At 65.5% G+C, this 19,554-nt stretch carries 17 protein-coding genes; 3 read left to right on the top strand and 14 right to left on the bottom strand.

Annotated elements, in window-relative coordinates; translation table 11 throughout:
- Positions 1–5 precede the first annotated feature (5 nt).
- The 5 genes from rbfA to rimP form a co-directional block, all read right to left on the bottom strand.
- A complete protein-coding gene (gene rbfA / locus JJJ16_RS05075; protein WP_219751621.1) occupies positions 6–458 on the bottom strand; it encodes a 30S ribosome-binding factor RbfA in 453 nt (150 codons plus the stop codon).
- A gap of 99 nt (positions 459–557) precedes the next feature.
- Positions 558–3,353, bottom strand: a complete 2,796-nt coding sequence (gene infB / locus JJJ16_RS05080) for a translation initiation factor IF-2 (RefSeq protein ID WP_219751622.1) — start codon at positions 3,351–3,353, stop codon at positions 558–560.
- Positions 3,354–3,489: 136 nt separating this feature from the next.
- Positions 3,490–3,777 carry a YlxR family protein gene (locus JJJ16_RS05085; protein ID WP_318836524.1) on the bottom strand — a complete coding sequence of 96 codons (288 nt, stop codon included), beginning with the start codon at positions 3,775–3,777 and terminating at the stop codon, positions 3,490–3,492.
- Between the two features lie 44 nt (positions 3,778–3,821).
- Positions 3,822–4,850 (bottom strand): transcription termination factor NusA, encoded by a 1,029-nt coding sequence (gene nusA / locus JJJ16_RS05090; protein WP_003796129.1) that lies wholly within the window; start codon positions 4,848–4,850, stop codon positions 3,822–3,824.
- A gap of 6 nt (positions 4,851–4,856) precedes the next feature.
- Positions 4,857–5,327, bottom strand: coding sequence for a ribosome maturation factor RimP (gene rimP / locus JJJ16_RS05095; protein WP_070835340.1), 471 nt, complete (start codon positions 5,325–5,327; stop codon positions 4,857–4,859).
- 71 nt (positions 5,328–5,398) lie between these two features.
- Between rimP and JJJ16_RS05100 the strand changes: the two genes are divergently transcribed.
- Positions 5,399–6,403 carry a hypothetical protein gene (locus JJJ16_RS05100; protein ID WP_318836525.1) on the top strand — a complete coding sequence of 335 codons (1,005 nt, stop codon included), beginning with the start codon at positions 5,399–5,401 and terminating at the stop codon, positions 6,401–6,403.
- An 83-nt stretch (positions 6,404–6,486) separates the two neighbouring features.
- Here the strand turns inward: JJJ16_RS05100 and JJJ16_RS05105 are convergent, their stop codons facing one another.
- Positions 6,487–7,536 (bottom strand): 3-isopropylmalate dehydrogenase, encoded by a 1,050-nt coding sequence (locus JJJ16_RS05105; RefSeq protein WP_034464035.1) that lies wholly within the window; start codon positions 7,534–7,536, stop codon positions 6,487–6,489.
- A gap of 142 nt (positions 7,537–7,678) precedes the next feature.
- Positions 7,679–9,934, bottom strand: a complete 2,256-nt coding sequence (locus JJJ16_RS05110) for a sialidase family protein (protein ID WP_219751990.1) — start codon at positions 9,932–9,934, stop codon at positions 7,679–7,681.
- Positions 9,935–10,329: 395 nt separating this feature from the next.
- Between JJJ16_RS05110 and JJJ16_RS05115 the strand changes: the two genes are divergently transcribed.
- Positions 10,330–10,485 (top strand): hypothetical protein, encoded by a 156-nt coding sequence (locus tag JJJ16_RS05115; protein ID WP_219751624.1) that lies wholly within the window; start codon positions 10,330–10,332, stop codon positions 10,483–10,485.
- A 110-nt stretch (positions 10,486–10,595) separates the two neighbouring features.
- Here JJJ16_RS05115 and JJJ16_RS05120 read toward each other — a convergent pair whose 3' ends face one another.
- From JJJ16_RS05120 to JJJ16_RS05140, 5 genes are all read right to left on the bottom strand, one after another.
- Positions 10,596–11,423, bottom strand: a complete 828-nt coding sequence (locus JJJ16_RS05120) for an IS3 family transposase (RefSeq protein WP_318836526.1) — start codon at positions 11,421–11,423, stop codon at positions 10,596–10,598.
- Between the two features lie 32 nt (positions 11,424–11,455).
- Entirely contained in the window at positions 11,456–11,968 is a 513-nt protein-coding gene (locus tag JJJ16_RS05125; protein WP_219751171.1) for a helix-turn-helix domain-containing protein, read from the bottom strand.
- 107 nt (positions 11,969–12,075) lie between these two features.
- Positions 12,076–13,101 (bottom strand): ketol-acid reductoisomerase, encoded by a 1,026-nt coding sequence (gene ilvC / locus JJJ16_RS05130; RefSeq protein WP_034467551.1) that lies wholly within the window; start codon positions 13,099–13,101, stop codon positions 12,076–12,078.
- Positions 13,102–13,103: 2 nt separating this feature from the next.
- Complete coding sequence (gene ilvN / locus JJJ16_RS05135; RefSeq protein WP_003792759.1) at positions 13,104–13,616, bottom strand: acetolactate synthase small subunit; 513 nt, start codon at positions 13,614–13,616, stop codon at positions 13,104–13,106.
- Positions 13,616–15,382 carry an acetolactate synthase large subunit gene (locus JJJ16_RS05140; RefSeq protein WP_219751625.1) on the bottom strand — a complete coding sequence of 589 codons (1,767 nt, stop codon included), beginning with the start codon at positions 15,380–15,382 and terminating at the stop codon, positions 13,616–13,618. Before JJJ16_RS05140 ends, ilvN begins: the two co-directional genes overlap by 1 nt.
- 334 nt (positions 15,383–15,716) lie before the next feature.
- Here JJJ16_RS05140 and JJJ16_RS05145 point away from each other — a divergent pair, with 334 nt between their 5' ends.
- Positions 15,717–17,309, top strand: coding sequence for an aspartate:alanine exchanger family transporter (locus JJJ16_RS05145; protein ID WP_219751626.1), 1,593 nt, complete (start codon positions 15,717–15,719; stop codon positions 17,307–17,309).
- 669 nt (positions 17,310–17,978) lie between these two features.
- Here JJJ16_RS05145 and JJJ16_RS05150 read toward each other — a convergent pair.
- Both JJJ16_RS05150 and JJJ16_RS05155 read right to left on the bottom strand, forming a co-directional pair.
- Positions 17,979–18,134 (bottom strand): hypothetical protein, encoded by a 156-nt coding sequence (locus tag JJJ16_RS05150; protein WP_219751627.1) that lies wholly within the window; start codon positions 18,132–18,134, stop codon positions 17,979–17,981.
- Positions 18,131–19,426 carry a threonine/serine ThrE exporter family protein gene (locus tag JJJ16_RS05155; protein ID WP_219751992.1) on the bottom strand — a complete coding sequence of 432 codons (1,296 nt, stop codon included), beginning with the start codon at positions 19,424–19,426 and terminating at the stop codon, positions 18,131–18,133. The genes JJJ16_RS05150 and JJJ16_RS05155 overlap by 4 nt, the downstream gene beginning before the upstream one ends.
- Between the last annotated feature and the right edge of the window lie 128 nt (positions 19,427–19,554).

Below are 19,554 nucleotides of genomic sequence, written 5' to 3' on the forward strand. Positions count from 1 at the left end.
GAGGGTCAGGCCCAATCCTTCGCGTCGGCCTCGTCCTCTTCGTCGTCGCGACGGTAGGGGTCGGCGTCGCCGGCGTAGGTCGCGCCTGCGGACGCGGCGGCGATGGCCTCGTCCTTCGCCTTGGCCTTGGCCAGGGCGTCCTCGAGCGCGGCGGCACTCTCGGGCAGGGCGTCAAGGATGAACTCCAGGGTCGGGGTCAGGCGCAGGCCCAGGGCCTTGCCCACACGCGAGCGGAAAAGACCCTGCGCGGATGCGAACGCGCGCGCGGCCTTCTCGCGCTGCTCGTCGTCGCCGAGCACCGTGTAGAAGATGGACGCGTGCTGCAGGTCGCCCGTCACGCGCACGTCCGTGATGGTGACGAGCTCCAGGCGGGGATCCTTCACCTGGCGTCCGATCATCGACGCGACGGTCTGCAGGATTCGCTCCTGCACCTTTCGAACGCGAGCTTCGTCAGCCATCGCGCCCTCCTTTCGGGCACTCACGCCCTTGTCGAAACACTAGATGAGAGAAGATCGGGGTCCGAGCGTGCCCGGACCCCGATACTTCAAGCCACGGAATCAGTCACGAGCCTTCTCGCGCATCTCCCAGGTCTCAATGACGTCGCCTTCGGCGATGTCCTTGTAACCCAGCGTGATACCGCACTCGTAGCCCTCGCGGACCTCGGTGACGTCGTCCTTCTCGCGACGCAGGGATGCGATCTCGAGGTTGTCGGCGACAACCACACCGTCGCGCACCAGGCGAGCCTTGGTGCCGCGCTTGATCGTGCCGGAACGGACGATCGAACCGGCGATGTTGCCGAACTTGCCGGAGCGGAAGACCTGGCGGATCTCCGCGGTGCCCAGCTGGACCTCCTCGTAGATCGGCTTGAGCATGCCCTTGAGGGCAGCCTCAATGTCGTCGATCGCAGAGTAGATGACGTTGTAGTACTTGATCTCGACGCCCTCGGCATCCGCCATCTCGGCCACGCGCTCAGCGGGACGGACGTTGAAGCCGATGATGACCGCGTTGTCGACGGTCGCCAGGTTGACGTCGTTCTGCGTGATCGCACCGACACCGCGGTGGATGATACGCAGCGCGACCTCGTCGCCCACGTCGATGCGCAGCAGCGAGTCTTCCAGGGCCTCGACGGCACCGGACACGTCGCCCTTGATGACCAGGTTGAGGGTGTCAACCTCGCCCTCGGCCAGGACCTTGTCGAAGTCCTCCAGGGAGACGCGCTTGCGGCGCTTAGCCAGCAGGGCCTGACGCTCGGCGGCCTCACGCTTGTCGGCGATCTGGCGGGCCGTGCGGTCGTCGGGCGCAACCAGGAACGAGTCGCCGGCGCGCGGGACGGACGTGAGACCGAGGACCGCGACGGGGGTCGACGGACCGGCCTCGGAGACGTCGTTACCGGCGTCGTCGAACATGGCGCGCACGCGGCCGTAGGACGAGCCGACCACGAGGGAGTCGCCCACGTGGAGCGTGCCGCGCTGGACCAGCATGGTCGCGACTGCGCCGCGGCCCTTGTCCAGGTTCGCTTCGATGGCGACGCCGCGCGCGTCGGTGTTCGGGTTGGCCTCGAGGGTCAGCGCCGCGTCGGCGGTCAGCAGGACGGCCTCGAGCAGCTCGCGGATGCCCTGGCGCTGCTTGGCGGAGATGTTCACGAACATGACGTCGCCGCCGTACTCTTCCGCGACCAAGCCGTACTCGGTGAGCTGGGAGCGGATCTTCTCCGGGTTCGCCGTGTCCTTATCGACCTTGTTAACCGCGACGACGATCGGAACGCCGGCGGCCTGCGCGTGGTTGATGGCCTCAACCGTCTGGGGCATGACGCCGTCATCGGCTGCGACCACGAGGATCGCGATGTCGGTGACCTGGGCACCACGGGCACGCATGGCCGTGAAGGCCTCGTGGCCGGGAGTATCGATGAAGGTGATCGGGCGGGCGGTGCCGTCCTCAGCCTTGACCGTGACCTGGTAGGCGCCGATGTGCTGGGTGATGCCGCCGTGCTCGGTGTCGACGACGTCGGTGTGACGGATCGCGTCGAGCAGCTTGGTCTTACCGTGGTCGACGTGGCCCATGACGGTGACGACCGGCGGGCGGGACACCATGTTCTCGGCGTCGTCAAGCTCTTCGGCCTCGAGGTCGATGTCGAAGGACTCGAGCAGCTCGCGGTCCTCGTCCTCCGGGGAGACGACCTTGACGTCGTAGCCGAGCTCCGCGCCCAGGGCCTCGAAGGTGTCCTGGTCGAGGGACTGCGTGGCGGTCGCCATCTCGCCCAGGGCGAAGAGGACCGTCACGAGCGCTGCGGGATTGACGTCGATCTTCTCGGCGAGGTCAGCGAGGGATGCGCCCTGGCGGATGCGGATCTGCGCGCCGTTGCCGCGCGGGATCGACACGCCGCCGATGACGGGCGCGTTCTGCTGCTCGTACTCTTGACGCTTCGCGCGCTTCGACTTGCGTCCGCGCTGCGAGCGGCCGCCTCCGCGACCGAATGCGCCCGGCGTGGAGCCACGACCGCCGCGGCCACCGCCGCGGGGACCGCCGAAGCCGCCGCCGTTGTTCTGGGGACCGCCGGCGCCTGCACCTGCGCCACCGGGACGTGCGCCGCCGCGACCGCGTCCACCGCGGCCGGTGCGCTCGCCGCCGTTACCGGAAGCAGCGTTTCGTGCGAAGTTCGCCTGGCCGGGCATCATGCCCGGGTTCGGACGGTTGCCACCGGGGCGCGGGGCGCCGGGACGGGGACCGCCGTTACCGGAGGCACCCTGACGCGAGGCGCCGGGACGCGGGCCGCCGTTGCCGGAGCCGCCCGGGCGCGGGGCACCGGGGCGAGGGCCGCCGGAGCCGCCGGGGCGAGGCATGCCCTGCGAGGAGGCGTAGGGGTTGTTGCCCGGGCGCGGGCCACCGGGGCGAGGGCCGCCGGGGCGGGCCGGACGCGGCGCATCGGCGCGACGAGGCGCGGGCTTGGGTGCGCCGCCTTCCGCACTCTTGCGGGTAGCGGGCTTGGGGGCAGCATCGGCCTTCTTGGTGCGAGGCTTGGGGGCACCCGGCTTGGGCGCAGCAGCCTTGGGCGCAGCGGCCTTGGGGGCAGCGGCGGCAGCCTCGGCCGCGGGAGCCTCCGCCTTGGGGGCGGCGGGCTTCTTCGCAGCGGGCTTAGCCGCGCTGGGCTTGGGGGCCTTGGCGGCGGGCTTGGCGTCCGCTTTCTTGGTCTTGGGGGCCGTCGCGAACTTCTCGCGCATCTGCCGCACGACGGGCGGTTCGAGCGAGGACGACGACGACTTGACGAATTCACCTGCTTCCTTCAGGTGACCCATCAGTTCTTTGCTGGTGATTCCGAGCTCTTTGGCGAGCTCGTGGACACGCAACTTTGCCACATTTCTCCATTCCGGAAGCGTCTCCGGTCCGGAGACGCCTTACTGATATTGCTGGCAGCTCATCGCTGGGTACTCATCGGGTGCCCATCAGCTTCCAACCCGCTTCCATTTTCTCGGCGTTGATGGCCCATGGCCATCACTGGTGGTTGATCAACTCCTCCACGTCGTCCCACACGCCGTCCGTCAGGTTTCCCGTTCGGAACGCGCGCGAGAGACCCCGTCTGGCTCGGGCTTTGTGGACGCACCCCGCATCGGGGTGAATCCAGGCCCCTCGGCCCGGAAGAGTGGCCGTTCGGTCGAGGCGAATCGAACCGTCCGGCGAGCGAACGATCCGCACGAGCGCGGATCGATGCGCGTGTGCGCCGCATCCAATGCAGGTGCGCTGGGGCCCAGGGGTGGGCACTGGCGGCACAGAATACGACACAATCCCCTAGCTTAGTCCAGCTAGGGGATTGCTCGTCTCAGATTCTATGAGCGACTTGTCACGTCGTCGGGGGTCGAGACGCGCGAGGCGATTGCGTCGTCGCCGGTTTCCGTGTCGGCGTGGATGTCGATGTGGTAGTTCGTCAGGCGCGCGGCGAGGCGAGCATTCTGGCCTTCCTTGCCGATGGCGAGGGAGAGCTGGAAGTCGGGGACGATGGCGGTCGCCGTGCGGTTGTCCACGGAGTGGACGACGACGCGCGTGACGCGTGCGGGCGACAGCGAGTTGGCGACGAAGCGCGCCGGATCATCGGAGTAGTCGACGATGTCGATCTTCTCCCCGCCCAGCTCGGCCATGACGGAGCGCACGCGTGCACCCATCGGGCCGATGCAGGCACCCTTGGCGTTGATGCCTTCGCGGGTGGCGGCCACGGCGATCTTCGTGCGGTGGCCGGCCTCGCGGGCGATGGCCTTGATCTTGACGAGGCCCTGCTGGATTTCGGGGACCTCGCGCTGGAAGAGGCCGGCGACGAGGTTGGGGTGGGTGCGCGACAGGGTGATGCGCGGACCACGCTCGGTACGCTCGACGCCCACGACGTAGGCGCGGATGCGGTCGCCGTGGCGGTAGGACTCGCCGGGAACCTTTTCACCGTCGGGCAGGACGGCCTCGAAGTCGTCGGAAACCTGAACCATGGTGGGGCGACCGGGGCGCGGGGCCTGGACGGTGCCCGTGATGATCTGACCTTCGCGTCCGGCGAAGTCACCGAAGACGCGCTGGTCGTCGGCGTCGCGCAGGCGCTGCATGATGACGGAGCGGGCGGTCGACTGGGCGATGCGGCCGAAGTTCTTCGGGGTGTCGTCGAACTCGCCGATCGGGTTGCCGTCCTCGTCCTCGTCCATAGCCATGACGGTGACGCGTCCGGTCTTCTTGTCGATTTCGATGCGGGCCTGGGAGATGGCGCCGGGCAGGTTGTGGTACGCCTTGAGCAGCGCCTCTTCGATGGCGTCGACGAGGGTTTCGAGGCTGACGCCCTTCTCGTTTTCCACCATCCGCAGAGCGGTCATATCGATTTCCATGGTCTCCTACTTCCCCGTTCCAAAGTCGACGCGGGAGCGCGCCTTCCTCATGTCAGAATAGTCAATGGTAGTCGTTTCGCCGTCGACATCGATCGTTGCGCTGGTCTCGTTCGCGGCGACGACGCGTCCGGAGACGTAGCCGCCAGCTCGCAGCTTGATGCGCACGAGGCGTCCAATCTGTCGCATCCAGTGCCCGACCTTCGTGAGCTCGCGTTCGGCTCCCGGCGTGGAGACTTCGAGCAGGTATTCGCCGTCAATCGGGTCAGCGACATCCAGGGCTTTGGACACGGCGCGAGACACCTCAGCGAGGGTGTCCGAGTCAATTCCGTCGGCACCGATGGGCGCTTCGACGATGACCCGCAGGAGGGGCATCGCGTCGGAGCGTGAGCGGGTCACCGAGTCCAGTTCCAGTCCCGAGCGTGCGACCACGGGAGCCAGCAGCTCCTCGAGCGGTCCCTCTGACGTGGACGATGCCATATGCGCCTATCTTTCTCTCGCGTACGCGGGTCAGTTCCCTATCCTACCCGGGGGTGTGGGATGATGCGGGTGTGCGTTTCGCAAAACTGACTTTGACCACACACCGCATTCCCGGCCTCGTCGTGACGTCGGCTGCGGTTTTCGCGCTGTCCGCGTGCGACGCGTCGTCGCTGCCCACTCTGTCTGGTTTCGCGGCGGTTCGCGACCAGGCCGCGCGCACGGAGGCTGCCGCTGCGGCTCGCGCTACCCAGCTGGCAGATATCGCGACGGATTGCGCCTCTTGTTCGTCCACTCTGCGTGACGTGGCTTCATCCTCGCAGGCACGGCTCGAGGCGCTCGGCGGACTGTGGGACCCGTGGGGCGGGGCGACGCCCGAGGGCGCATCCGCTCCGGCAGCAGTATCCGATGCACCCACCGACGTCTCGGCGTACGTGTCGTGGCTGGCGCGCACGGCCACGCGCGACCTCGAGATCGCTGCCAACCCGGACAAGACGAGCGCCGAAGAGGCACGCACGCTCGGTGCCTCCGCGCTCGGGCGTTACGCGAGCGCGGTGAGCCTCGCCCACGTCTACGGCATCGATCTCGAGACCGGCGATGACGCGGCGCAACTCATCAACGACCGCGTGAATATAGCGTCGCGTCAGGGCGTTCAGACCTGGGCGATCGACCTGTTCAATGAGTCGTCCATCTCCCCCACGTTCGCCCCTTCCGGCAAGGACCTCGCTTCTTCGGCGGAGCTCTCGCAGGCTGTCGCCACGTGGGATTGCACCGCCTCATCACTGCCGAAGGCGCAGGTGAGCGCGGGGACGCTGAGCGACGCGTACAACGTGTCCGGCGAGCTGCTCGTCCGCGTCGATACCGCTTTGCGCGCTGGGGCTGCGGACACACGCACGTCGCGTTGCACACTCGATGCGCTTGATGCCGCCTCTCTGGCCTCAAACCTGCTCGCGGCTGACGCCGCGATGCTCACGAGCGACTCCGCAGATGTGCGCGCGGCGGGCGCCAGCGCTGCCCTCATCGATATCGAGCAGTGGGCTTCCCGCACGTCCCTGCCCGCTCTCATCGGCACGCGCTAACACGCGGTGCGAGGCCGGCACTCCGACGGATAGAACAACAGGGCCGCCCCCATCCGGGGAGCGGCCCTCGTCGTATCGATACCTCAGACCCTGGCGGCGATGTCATCGCCGATCTGGGAGGTGGAGCGCACGAGCGGCGTTCCCGCCGCCGCGGCCTCGGCGCGCGCCGCCATGTCGGCGTCGATCGCCGCGCGCACACGCTCTGCTTCCTCGGCGAATCCCATGAAGTCGAGCATGAGCGCGACGGAGGAGATGGTCGCGGTCGGATCTGCCTTACCCTGCCCCGCGATGTCGGGGGCGGAGCCGTGCACGGGCTCGAACATGGAGGGGTACTCGCGCGAGGGATTCAGGTTGCCCGACGCGCTCAGGCCGATGCCGCCGGTGACTGCCCCGGCCTCGTCAGTGAGGATGTCTCCGAAAAGGTTGTCGGTGACGATCACGTCGAAACGGCCCGGGTCGGTGACCATGTAGATGGTGGCGGCATCGATGTGGCAGTAGTCGACGCTCACGTCGGGGTACTCCTCCCCCACCTCGTCGACGATGCGGCGCCACATGTGTCCGGCGTTGACCAGGACGTTGTGCTTGTGGACGAGGGTGAGGTGCTTCTTGCGCGAGGCGGCCGCCTCGAAGGCGTAGCGCACGACGCGCTCGACGCCGTAGGCGGTATTGACGCTGACCTCGGTCGCGATCTCGTGCGGGGTACCCACGCGCACGGCGCCACCGTTACCGCAGTAGAGGCCCTCGGTACCTTCACGAACGACGACGAAGTCGATGTCGCCGGGGTTGGCCAGGGGGCTGGGCACGCCCTCGTAGTACTTGGAGGGGCGCAGGTTGACGTAGTGGTCGAGGGCGAAGCGCAGCTTGAGGAGCAGACCGCGCTCGAGGACGCCGGAGGGCACGGAGGGATCGCCGACCGCGCCAAGCAGAATGACGTCGTGGCGCTTGATCGCCTCAAGGTCCTCGTCGGTCAGGGTGTCGCCGGTGGCGTGCCAGCGCTCGGCACCCAGGTTGAAGTGGGTGGTGGAGTAGTCGATGCCCTTGTCCGCCAGGACGCGGTCCAGGACCTTCAGGCCTTCGGGGACGATTTCCTTGCCGATTCCGTCACCGGGGATTACTGCGATGTTCAGTGTCATGACTCCATCTTCCCCCGCGTCTGCGCCGCGCGTCCGAACGGGTCCAACCCGTGGTCTCTTTGCGCCGTGACGTCCCCCATAGACGAGGCCGGGGCCGGGAGGGCATACACGCTCCCCCGGCCCCGGCCGCGATGGATATGGATCAGATCCACGCACCCGAAGATGCGAAGTAGTACCAGCGTCCGTCGATCATCTGCCAGCCGGTGACCATGTGACCATCACCAGCGAAGTAGTACCAGGTAACGCCGATGTGCTGCCAGCCGGTGAGCATGGCACCCGAGGGAGCCAGGTAGTACCAGCTGCCGGTGTTCTGCCAGCCGGTGAGCATCGCGCCCGAGCCGGAGAAGAGGTACCAGGTGCCGTCGACCTGCACCCAGCCGGTCGCCATGACGCCGGTCGCGGGATCCAGGTAGTACCAGGAACCATCCTTGACCCAGCCGCTCACGCGAGCGCCGTAGGCGTTGTAGTAGCTCCACTTTCCGTCCTGGAGGTCCCAGCCGGTGACCATCATGCCCGATGCGTTGAAGCGGTAGGTGGCGTCACCGATCGTGATGGTCTGGTTGGTCGCGTAGCTGGAGTCCTCCAGCTGCCACTTCCAGCCCGAGCCGGTGTTCACCCAGTGCGCGGGGGTGACCGCGGGGGCGGGCTCAGGGGTGGGCTGCGGCTCCGGAGTCGGATCCGGAGTCGGCTGCGGCTGGGGGGTCGGGTCAGGGGTGGGCTGCGGCTCGGGAGCAGGCTCCTCGCCGGGGTCGGTCAGGCCGAGGTAGGCGGCGTCCAGTCGCATGAACTCGATGTTCTTGTAGCCGCCGGACTCGTACAGCAGGCCCCAAGTGCCGTCACCGAGGGGGTGCAGCGTCGAGTAGGCCATCTCGCCACTCTCGAAGACCTTGCCATCGTTCCAGGTGAAGCCATCGTCGTAGGAGACGCGGATGGTGCCGTTGGCGCGGGCGCTGGAGGAGTCGGCGTTCGAGAAGAGCAGGACGCGAGCACGGGCGGAGCCCTCGGGGGCATCCGGGTAGGCGCGAACGATCGAGGCGTTGTTACGCGGGTCCGTCAGGTCCCAGTTGTGGCGGAACGGCCCCCAGGTCTGCCCACCATCGTAGGAGATGGCTTCGAGGCGCTGGCCGGCGGTGCCCTGCGTGCGCGAGTTGAGCAGCAGGCGACCGTCGGAGAGCTCGACAACCTTGTTCTCGTCGGCGCTGCCCTCGGTCGGTGCGCCGGGCTTCCAGGTCTGGCCGTGGTCGTCGGAGTAGACGGAGACGGCCATGAGCGAGGTCGTGCCGGAGTTGGCGACGGCGTACTGCTGGATGAGGCGGCCGGCGTGGGCGCCGTAGCGCAGCTGGATGCCTTCACCGGAGGAGGCGAAGCGGGTAAACCACTGGTCGGTGTGGCCTGCGGTCACCTGGTCGGTGATGGTGCGCGGGTTCACCCAGGTCTCGCCGTTGTCGTGGGACTCGACGACGTGGGCGTGCAGGATGTTACGAGCCGCAGGATCGGTGCCCAGCTGGGACTGGAAGAGGCCGGCGTCGTAGGACTTGACCGAGAACAGGAAGATCGTTCCGGTGGTGCGGTCCACGACGAAGGAGGGGTCGGAGTAGCCGATCTTCTGGGCGCCGGGGGTGCCGGCGAGGGCGGTCTTGATCGGGGTCCAGGACTTACCGCCGTCCTTGGAGATGCGGTAGACGATCGAGTTGGCCTGAGGCGCGTCCTGGCAGGTGTTGGGGCGGCCGTCCCACGAGGCGATGATCCAGCCGTTGTTGGCGGTGGTCAGCGCGGGGATGCGGTGGCAGCTGAATCCGGCGAGGCCGGGGGACGCGAGGCGGACCTTGTCGCCGATCGCGTAGTCCTGCGGGGTCTCCAGCGGGTCCGGGGCCGGGGGACGCTCACCCTGGGCGACGGTCACCGGGTCGGCATTGGCGGTAATGCCACCGGCGATGACGTCGGTGCCGTTGCGGTCACGGGTGGCCGCCCACGTGGTCATCGGGGTGAAAGTACCAGCCGCAACGTCGTCCGCGGTCACGGTGTGCGTGGCGGTCGTGCACTGCTTGGTGGTGTGCGCGGCGAGGTTATGCCAGCGGCAGTTCGGAGCGCCGGTGGTGAGGACGCCGGAGAGGTTCGAGTCCACCGGGAAGACGGTGAGCGCGCTGTCGGTGTTGTTGGTGTAGGTGACGGTGATGGTGATCAGGTCACCTTCGTACACCTTGTCTCCGTGGGAGTCGGTGCGCGTGACGGTGACGGTGATGGGGGCCGAACCTTCGTCGGTTGCCGAGGCCGCCACCGGAGCAGCTGCACCGGTGTCACTGGTCGGGGTCGCGAGCGCGGGAACCGAGAGAGTCGCGCACAGCAGCACGGCTCCCGAGGCAGCCGCGAGGGCGCGCCCGTAGTGGCGGAGGGTCATCATTGGTCCTTCCGATATGGGTTGTCAATCAGCGGTCAGTGAGTCATGACTCACTATCCACGAGATTCATCATACAAATTTAGATGCTCGCTAACCAGTTATATGACAGACAACTTTTATCAACGTCTAGGACAATTACATTAGAACTATCGACATTCACACACGCCTGTCAACCCCTCATTCCACAACAGGCCTACACACTCAGACCCCCAATCCCCGCACCGCCCAACAATGCCAACCCCTCCCCTGCCAAACCAAACGATCCAACAAACAATTCGCCTCACCAGAACATGCCGACCAACACTGGGCAGTAGAACAGATCACGGCTAGTTGCTCAGCAAGCACTTACCTGTAAACTAGTCCTGTCAATCAGTCTTTCACAGCAAGGAATCACAGTGCGCCCCTCCCGTCGAACTCTGACGCGCGTCGCATCGGCCGCCGTCGCTTCCCTCGTGATCGTTGCACCGATCTCCACCGTCTCCAACGCGGATGCTCTCTCCCCCGCGCCCCTTCCGTGGACGAACGGCGCGGACGAGGCACCGGCGAACTGACCCCGCGGAAACCCTGCCGAACGTAACCGTGCCCGTGAGCACAAAAGGGCCCCGGCCTCGTCCCATGTTTGAACTGCGCCCCGAAAGTTGGACGCGTTTAATGGTAGCCGTTATGCGGCTTCCCGTAGGGCCTGATCCCGGTATTCTGCCGGGGTCAGGCCCTTGAGCTTTACTTGGCGTCTTACTGTGTTCCAGTGTGTGATGTAGGCGTCGAGGTCGGCTTTGAAGCTCTCGAAGGTTGGCCAGTCTTGGCCGCGAAAGAACTCGTCCTTGATGTGTCCGAAGACCTGCTCAGTGGCGCCGTTGTCGATGCAGTTGCCTTTGCGTGACATGCTCTGGATGAAACCGTTATCAGCAAGCGTGCTGATGTAGGCCTCGTGCTGGTACTGCCATCCCATGTCCGAGTGCAAGATCGGCTCGACCCCTGCGGGCTTGGCATCCATGAGTATCTGGAGCATCTCTTGTTGCTGGGCGAGGTTGGGGCACAGAGAGATGGAGTAGGCGACAATCTCTTTGCTGGCAAAGTCGTAGACCGGAGCGAGGTAGGCCTTACCGAAGGAGAGCTTGAACTCGGTGACATCGGTACCCAATTTCTGCCAAGGGCCATCGGCTGTGAAGTCGCGGCCGATGATGTTCTTGAAGCTTTGCCCCACGTCCCCCTTGTAGGAGTTGTACCTGTGATAGGCCCTCTCGCGGCGTATGCCGCAGCGCAGCCCCATCTCGCGCATCATCTTCAAGACCGTCTTATCGGCGATGCGCTCTCCTGCCTCAGCGCGTAGGCACATGGCGATCTGCCTGTGACCGCACCCGTTGGGGGTTCGTGAAAAGATCTGGGCGACCTTGGGACGTAGCTGCGCCCGGGTCACGCCCTTGGGGTGAGCCAGCGCGTAGTAGTAGCTCGACCTGGCAAGACCAGCGGCCTCGAGGAGATCACCCACCGCATGTCCGCGCCCTGAAAGCTCGGCGACCACTAGGGCTTTGTCCCGGTTTGGGAGCGCCTCTGCGCCTTCAGGGCAATCGATTTTTTTAGGTACGCCACCTGCGCCTCGAGCTTGCGCACGCGCTCGGCGAGTTCCTCCTCACGCGTTGGTGGCACCGCCCGCACCGACCCCTTCGGCCTGCCCTTGGGCTTGGGCTTGAGCGCCTGCACGCCGCCCTCGCGGTACAGCCTGCACCACTGCTTCAACGGTGTCGCGCTCGCAATACCGAAACGCACCATCGCCTCAGGCTTACTCATCCCACCGTCAACCACGGCCCTCGCTGCGGCGACCTTGGTCTCATAGTCGTATTTGGCCCGCTTTACTCCCATGGCAAGAAGCCCGCCCCTCCCGATCACGCGGTACATCTTCTGCCACTCTCTCACAGTCTCGGCAGACACACCAAGCCTCCTGGCGGTCAAACCATAGCCACATCCCCTCTCAAACATCTCCACCGCCTGCTCCCGAAGCAAACGATCATGCCTCAACCCCAGATCCACAGACACGAAAAGCCTCCCATTCCCTGGACTTCAATTTCGATGTCCAAGAAACGGGAGGCAGTTCAGTTGGGAACGAGGCCGGGGCTTGACGCTATCCGAAACGGACCGCGAGATCAGCGCGCGGCGCTGCCCTCGGTGTAGTCCTCGTCGGAGTCGGTCCAGCCGAAGGCCTTGCGCAGCTTCTGGCCGGTCTTCTCGATCGGGTGAGCCTCTTCCTCGGCGCGCAGCGCCTTGAACTCGAGGGCGCCGTTATCCTGATCGGCGATGAACTTGCGGGCGAACGTGCCGTCCTGAATGTCGGCCAGGACAGCCTTCATGGCCTCCTTGGAGGACTCGTTGATGACGCGCGGGCCGGAGACGTAGTCGCCGTACTCAGCGGTGTCGGAGCAGGACCAACGCTGCTTGGTGATGCCGCCCTCGTTGATGAGGTCGACGATCAGCTTCATCTCGTGGCAGACCTCGAAGTAGGCGATCTCGGGCTGGTAGCCAGCCTCGACCAGGGTCTCGAAGCCGGCCTGGATCAGGTGGGAGACGCCGCCACACAGGACAGCCTGCTCGCCGAACAGGTCGGTCTCGGTCTCCTCGGTGAAGGTCGTCTTAATGACGCCGGCGCGGGTGCCGCCGATGGCCTTCGCGTAGGACAGGACGAGGTCCCAAGCCTGGCCGGAGGCATCCACCTCAACGGCGACGACGTCCGGGGTGCCCTTGCCCTGGGTGTAGGTCTCGCGGACCTTGTGGCCGGGGCCCTTGGGGGCGACCATGACGACGTCGTGGCCCTCGGGGACCTCGATGTAGCCGTAACGGATGTTGAAGCCGTGCGCGAAGAGAAGGGCGGCGCCTTCCTTCAGGTTGGGGGCAACCTGCTCGGCGTACACGTAGCGCTGGACCTGGTCGGGCAGCAGCAGCGAGACGACGTCGCCCTCGGCGACGGCCTCGGCCACGTCCTTGACCTCGAGGCCGGCGGCCTCAGCCTTGGCCCAGGAGGAGGAACCGGGGCGCAGGCCGACGACCACGTCAACTCCGGAATCCTTCAGGTTCAGCGCGTGCGCGTGACCCTGCGAACCGTAACCAATGATGGCAACCTTCTTGGACTGGATCAGCGACAGGTCTGCGCCGTCGTCGTAGATGATTTCTGCCATTTTCATTTCTCCTTCAGTTGATCCGTGATCGAGCGCGACCCGCGGCCGATAGCCACGGCGCCCGACTGGACGAGTTCGGTGACACCGTAGGGCTCCAGGGCCCGCAGCAGCGCCTCCAGCTTGGATAGGGAGCCGATCGATTCGATGACGACCGACTCGGGTTGCACGTCGACGACGTGTGCGCGGAACAGGTCCACGATCTGCAGGACCGAGGTACGACGGGTCTCGTCAGCCTGGACCTTCATCATGAGCAGACGCCGTTCGACGGAGTCTTCGGGTTCAAGCTCGACAACCTTGAGGACGTTGATGAGCTTGTTGAGCTGCTTGACCACCTGCTCGATGGGCGCGGAGTCTGCGTCCACGATGATGGTCATGCGGGAGATCTCCGGGTGTTCGGTCTCTCCCACGGTCAGCGACTTGATATTAAAGGCGCGGCGGGCGAAAAGCGCGGCGACGCGAGTGAGCACGCCGGGCTTGTTTTCGACCAACACGGCCAGAGTGTGACGATTCGTCATCAGTCTTCCACCTCCCAGTCGGGCGCCATGCCCTTGGCGTAACGAATCTCATCGTTGGACACGCCCGCGGCGACCATCGGCCAGACCATCGAGTCCTTGGAGACGCGGAAGTCAATGAGAACGGGGCGATCATTGATCGACATGGCCCATTCAATGGCCTCGTCGACCTCGTCGATGGAGCGAACGGTGCGCGCGGCCATGCCGTAGGCCTGCGCGAGCATCTCGAAGTTGGGGATCTGCTCGCCCTCGACGGGGTTGAGCGTCGTGTTCGAGTAGCGCTTGCCGAAGAACAGGGACTGCCACTGGCGGACCATGCCCAGCACCGAGTTGTTGATGAGGGCGACCTTGATCGGGATGTTGTTGATCGTGCAGGTGGCCAGTTCCTGGTTGGTCATCTGGAAGGAGCCGTCGCCGTCGATCGCCCACACGACCTTGTCGGGGGCCGCGACCTGGGCACCCATGGCTGCGGGGATGCAGTAGCCCATGGTGCCGGAGCCGGAGGAGGAGATGAAGCTGCGCGGGTTGTCCAGCGTGATGAACTGCGCGGCCCACATCTGGTGCTGGCCCACGCCCGTCACGTAGATCGCCTCGGGGCCAACCTTGTCGGAGAGCTTCTTGAGGACCTCCTGGGGCGCCATCATGCCGTCTTCGGGCTCAGCCCATCCGATCGGGTACTTGGTACGCAGACGGTCGAGGTAGCGCCACCATCCGGAGATGTCCGCCTTGTTTTCCGACGAGGCCTGGGCGATTTCCTCGGTGAGGATCGGCAGGGCGGTCGCCAGGTCGGCGACGATCGGGATGTCGGCGTGGCGGTTCTTCGAGATCTCCGCGGCGTCGATGTCGATGTGCACGACGGTGGCGCGGGGCGCGAAGGAGTCGAGGCGGCCCGTCACGCGGTCGTCGAAGCGGGCGCCGAGCGCCACGATCAGGTCCGCGCGCTGGAGGGCGCCGACGGCCGCCACGGTGCCGTGCATGCCGGGCATGCCGAGGTTGTGTCGATCGGAGTCGGGGAACGCGCCGCGGGCGGTCAGCGTGGTGACGACGGGGGCGTTCGTGATCTCGACGAGGTCGGTGAGGGCGCCGGTGGAGCCGGAGCGGACGATGCCGCCGCCCACGTAGAGCACGGGGGCCTGGGCGTCGGCGATCGCGCGGGCGGCCGCACGCACCTGCTTCATGTTCGGCTTGTCCGCGACGCGGTAGCCGGGCAGGTCGAGGGCGGGAGGCCAGGAGAAGTCCATCTCGGCGACCTGCGCGGACTTGGTGATGTCTACGAGGACCGGGCCGGGGCGGCCGGTGCCCGCGAGGTGGAAGGCCTCGGCCAGGCGCGCGGGGATCTCCGCGGGATCCGTGACGAGGAAGGAGTGCTTGGTGATCGGCATCGAGGCGCCGACGACGTCGGCTTCCTGGAAGGCGTCGGTTCCGATCAGGGATGCGCCGACCTGGCCGGAGATCACAACGATCGGGACCGAGTCCATGCAGGCGTCGCCCAGGGCCGTCAGCACGTTGGTGGCACCGGGGCCGGACGTCACGATCGCGCAGCCGACCTTACCGGTGGCCAGGGCGTAGCCTTCGGCGGCGTGGCCCGCGCCCTGCTCGTGACGGACAAGAATGTGGCGGATGGACGTCGACGCCAGCAGCGGGTCGTAGGTCGGCAGAATTGCGCCGCCGGGCATACCGAACACGTCGGTAACGCCCAGGGCCTCGAGGCTGGCCACGATAGCCTCGGCTCCGGTCATGCGGGTGGTGTTGGCGGTGTCGCTCACCATTCGTCCTCTCAATCGTTGGGACCGTCTCAAAGAAAAAACCCCGTCAGGTCCGGCAGATGCGCGGATGCGGGGAATTCGGCGTGCGATCCATCCTCACGTTACACGGCAGGCATCGCACGCCCGGGTACGATGACCAGGGCGAGGATTCCAATTCCGCGAACGTTGAGCATGCCTTTACCGTATCTCGCCTAGGCGCTGCGCTCTTCTTCATCTCATTGTGCGGACCTTTGGGTTCTGATCGCCATCTAGGACGATGGACTGAGATGCACAGCACGTATTACTGGTTTAATTGATACATACCTCATATCACAATCCACAACACGGAGATTTCATCGTGCATCAGGTGTTCGAGATTCTGAGCGAACAGCCGGTTCTGTTCCTCTTCATTCTCATCGGAATAGGCATGGCGTTCGGCCATGTGAAAATCAAGGGCATTAGCCTCGGCGCCGCCGCCGTTCTCTTCTTTGCCATCGCGTTGGCAGCGTGGGCACAGTCCTACGACATCGAGCTGCGAGTCACCCCCCAGCTGGGCACTCTCGGCCTGACGCTCTTCACGTTCGCGATCGGCATCAACTCGGGTGCGTCATTCTTCCACAACCTGAAGACCGCCGTCGGCCCGATTCTGGCGATGGTTGCCCTCTACGGCATCACCGCCACCGTCGGCCTCTACGTCGGTAAGGCCATGGGTATGGACGTTCCGCTCATCGCCGGTACCTTCGCGGGTTCGGTGACGAACACACCCGCTCTGGCCGCCGCCGGTGAGGCCTCCGGCGATCCTGCACGTGCGACGGTCGGCTACTCGATCGCCTACCTCTTCGGCGTCATCGGCATGCTTGCCGCTTCGATGGCCGCACTGCACTACGGTCGCAACGATAAGGATGCCCCCTCTCCCCTGTCGAACCGCACGATCCGCGTCGAGCGCGACGATCACCCCTTCGTCGGCGACATCTACGAGAAGCTCGGCGAGAAGGTCTCCTTCTCCCGTCTGCGCCGCGGCGAGACCGGCCCAATCACCCGTCCCCAGATGTCCGACACCCTGGATCCTGGTGACCTTGTGACGGTCGTCGGCCCCCGTGAGCTCGTCGCTCGCGCCGCCACCGAGCTCGGCCACGCGTCCTCTCACTCCCTCATGCAGGACCGCTCCTACCTTGACTTCCGCCGCATGACGATCTCCAACCCGAAGGTCGCCGGACGCACGGTTGCCTCGCTCGGCCTCGCCAAGGAATTCTCGGCGACTATCTCGCGCGTGCGCCGCGGCGACGTCGACATGGTTGCCGAGCCGGGCCTCGTCCTCCAGGAAGGTGACCGCGTGCGCGTCGTCGCCCCCACGTCCAAGATGGCTGAGATCACCAAGTTCTTCGGCGACTCGTCCCGAGGCCTCACGGACCTCAACCCGATCGCCCTGGGCATCGGCATGGCGCTGGGTATCGCGATCGGTGAGCTGCCGATCCTGACCCCCTCCGGCGAGTACTTCTCGATCGGCTCCGCCGCAGGCACGCTCATCGTGGGCCTTATCTTCGGCCGCGTCGGCCGCATCGGCCCCATCGCAACGGCTCTGCCTTTCACGACCTGCCAGGTGATGGCCGAGCTCGGCCTGCTCATCTTCCTCGCGCAGGCGGGCGCCAAGGCAGGCGGTCAGATCCTCGAGGCCTTCACGTCGGGCGACTGGATCCGCATCTTTGCCCTGGGCATCGTCATGACGTCGATTATGGCGGTCGGCCTGTACTGCACGATGCGCTGGATCTTCAAGATGGGCGGCACGAAGCTCGCCGGTCTGCTGGGCGGCGCTCAGACGCAGCCCGCCGTCCTCGCATTCGCGAACGGCCGTACCAACGCCGATCCTCGCGTGTCGCTCGGCTACGCGCTGGTCTACCCGGTCGCCATGGTCGGCAAGATCATCGTCGCCACGATCCTGGGCGGCATGTAGCGGCAACGTCTCCCGCGGGTTCGATCCTGCGACAACAATGGGGCCGGCCCTTTCGGGTCGGCCCCATTCGTATGCCTCCTTGTCGTCCCCTCAAACCATCAAGGCCACCGCGAAGCTCTCAAGGGCGCTCGGGCTCCGGTGCCCGTAGCCCCTGAAAGAACCTACTCCCTCAAAGTCGCACGTAATTCGATTGCGTGAGCTTTCAACAATGCCCGAAAACGTTGCAATTTCAACACCTTGAGTTCATATCTTGAAACAGTCGCAGGGGAATTACGTGCGAAATTGCTGAGAAGGTCGAAAGCCACCAATACGATCACATAAAAGCCGGCGCATGGCCGCCGAGGCCTGGCTGCGGTGCCCGTGGGCGGTGGCGGGGCCTGGTAGCCAGGAACCAGAGCCTGACTTGCCGCGCTCAGCTGATCAATCCTCGCGGCGTCGCCTTTGTTCCGGGCACCGCATGGCCTGCCCGCCCGCTCGTCGCCCGCGCCGCGAGCTCCGCTCGGCGCGTCGCCTCGAAGCCCGGCCAGGCCCCGCAGGCCCTGCGGCGCCCTCCACAAGGGCGACGCTTGCTCAGTACGTTGTCGTGGCCCTCTATGACTGCCAACTCGGCCTACGCACAAACGAGGCCGCGACCGGTTTCCCGGCCACGGCCTCGTCAATGCATGAGCGTCAGCGCGAAATCAGCGCGACGAGCACTCGAGCGGTCACCGCCGCCACGCACACAATCGCGATGTTGCGGCCGACGGCGCGAATCTCGTCACGGTCAATCTCGTACTCAATCTCAAACGACGGCGGCTTCAGGCCCGCTTCGATCTCGAATTTCATACGTTCTCCTCCTCGTACTCCCACAGGTTGGGGACTCGTTCTTGCTTTTCGACGAGCCAGTTCTTATCCGTCAGCATACGGGAGAGCGCGAGGCCCATGCCGATCGCGACGATCGTGAACATGACCGTGAAGAGCGCGGCGAGCGCATCGTCGATCTGCTGGTTGTTCAAGTAGGTCAGAGCACGATAGAGCGGCACACCGGGGATCATGATGACGACAGCAGGCACGGACAGGGTCACGCGCGAGAAGCGCGTCCTGCGGGCCACGAAGACGGCGAGAAGGCCAGCTGCGAGCGCGGCGAGGCCGACGCAAGCCGGGGCAGGAACGCCGAGTTCCAGGTGCAGGGCGATACGAGCAGTGTTGATAACGGCACCGATGAGTGCGGCCGTCGCGCACACGCGTTGCGGTGAATTGAAAAGCATCGCAAACCCGTATGCAGCAACAAAGCTGGCGAGGAAGCGCAGGAGGTAGTGCAGCCATGGAACGAGCGAAACACCGTACTCGGGCGTCACAGACCACCCGAAGACAGCCGAGATCGCCCAGACAGCCACACCCGCCGACATGACGAGCATCGTCACGTACACGAGGCGACCGACGCCGCCTTGGAAGTCTTGTCGCACCAAATCGATCAGGCCCGTCACGAGCGGGAAGCCTGGGACCAAGAACAGCAGCGCGGAAATAAAGCCGGCCTGGTGCGTCGATTCAATACCGAGGAAATGCTGAGCCGGTGCGACCAACAAAATGTAGATCATCGCGGCGAGAGCGCCGCAGGCCATCCACACGCCGAAGTGGTTCATGTGGCGGATCAGCATCTGGCGGCGAAGCGCTTGTCCAAAGAACGACGCGACGGCAACGGCAGAGCACTCGACCCATCCCCCACCGTTCAAGAATGCGAAGGCCGCACAGGCGAGGCCGGAGGCAAGCGCGTTGGAGAACCAGTCGTAGAGGCCGGGAACCTTCGCAATCTTGTCGAGTTCATCGGACACATCCTCGACTCGCACGGACTTGCCGTTCAAAGACGCCACGTAGTTGTTGATGCGGTCGATCTTGTCTGCGTTCACGCCCATCAGACGTTGCTCGGCGAGCTCCGTTCGGAATGTGCCGTTCGCGTACGCAGTCGCGATGATCTCCGTGTACGTAACCTGTGCTCGGTGCTCTGAAATGCCGACGGCTCGCGCAAGGTCTGCCATCGACTTCTTAACACGGTAGGCGCTGGCGCCGAACGACAGAAGCATCTGGCCGAGTCGGAGAACTACCTGGGATTGATGGGCGAGGCGGTCGTGCGCCGCCATGCGTTGAGCGAGGACCTCGTCTTTGCCACCGTGGTGGTGAGGCTCGTGCGGGTGTGCAGAAGTGACCATGGATATAGCATCGCATGCGATACAGCGATATGCGGGCGACGTTGGTCCGTCACGTGCGA

It is taken from the genome of Schaalia sp. ORNL0103, assembly GCF_019429565.1.
Lineage (GTDB): Bacteria > Actinomycetota > Actinomycetes > Actinomycetales > Actinomycetaceae > Pauljensenia.